Annotated in this window: 1 protein-coding gene and 1 pseudogene; both read right to left on the bottom strand. The window is 65.1% G+C overall.

Annotated features, from left to right (window positions below):
- Positions 1 to 308: pseudogene (locus EXE45_RS21450) on the bottom strand (C4-dicarboxylate ABC transporter permease); the annotation flags it as partial.
- A gap of 155 nt (positions 309 to 463) precedes the next feature.
- The coding region (locus EXE45_RS16865) for a TAXI family TRAP transporter solute-binding subunit (protein WP_241989513.1) at positions 464 to 783 on the bottom strand (320 nt) is incomplete at its 5' end.

Here is a 783-nt window from a genome sequence, read left to right as displayed (position 1 = left end):
GGGAAGACGGTCACCCAGCACCAGCTCGCGAAGAACGCCGACGCGGTCATCAGCGCGAGCGACGCGGGGATCAGCACGGCGCCGTCGATCCAGTCGCCGTCCGAGATGGCGAGCCGCGTCTCGTTGAGCGCGTACACGGTCAGGATGCCGCCGACGAACGCGGTCGCGAACCGCACCTGCGAGATCGCCTGCGTCTGCGCCCAGTAGAGGACGCCGGCCCAGAACAGCAGCGCCGCCCCCGTGACGGTGAGGTCGAGTCCCCGAAGGAGTCCGGACTCGGAGTCCGTCGAGGCCGTTTCCGTACTCATTGGCGCGGCTGTACCGCAGAGCGGCTGGTCGGTCGCCCGGACGTGAGTGATAGTGTCATAGTTGGTGTCTGAGTTGTCGGTTACGTATTCGATGATTTTAAATTACTGATCGGTACACCGCGGCGAACGGAGAGGAAAGCCCGGTTACCGACCGATTAGGGGCTTTCGCCTTCGGTCAGGCTGTCGTCCCAGGCGTCGTTGTCCCGGTAGTACTGGACGGCGCCGCGGTGGACCGGGATGTTCTCGCGGGCGGAGCCGAGCATGTCGGAGGTCGACTCGAAGTCGTTGAACTGCGCCTCGCCCTCGTTGACGGTGTCGTTGTGCTCGTCGACGACGCGGCACAGCTCGTAGACGGCGTCCGGGTTCGCCTCGGGGTTGAACGTGTAGTTCACCTCGAGGTTCCAGTGGAACACCTCGTCTGTGCCGATGTCGGTGCCCGCGATGGCCCAGTCGTCGTAGCTCGTGGTGCCGGTGC

This window comes from Halorubrum sp. SP9 (assembly GCF_005435015.1).
Lineage (GTDB): Archaea > Halobacteriota > Halobacteria > Halobacteriales > Haloferacaceae > Halorubrum > Halorubrum sodomense.
This window is presented reverse-complemented; position numbering and strand designations above follow the sequence as displayed.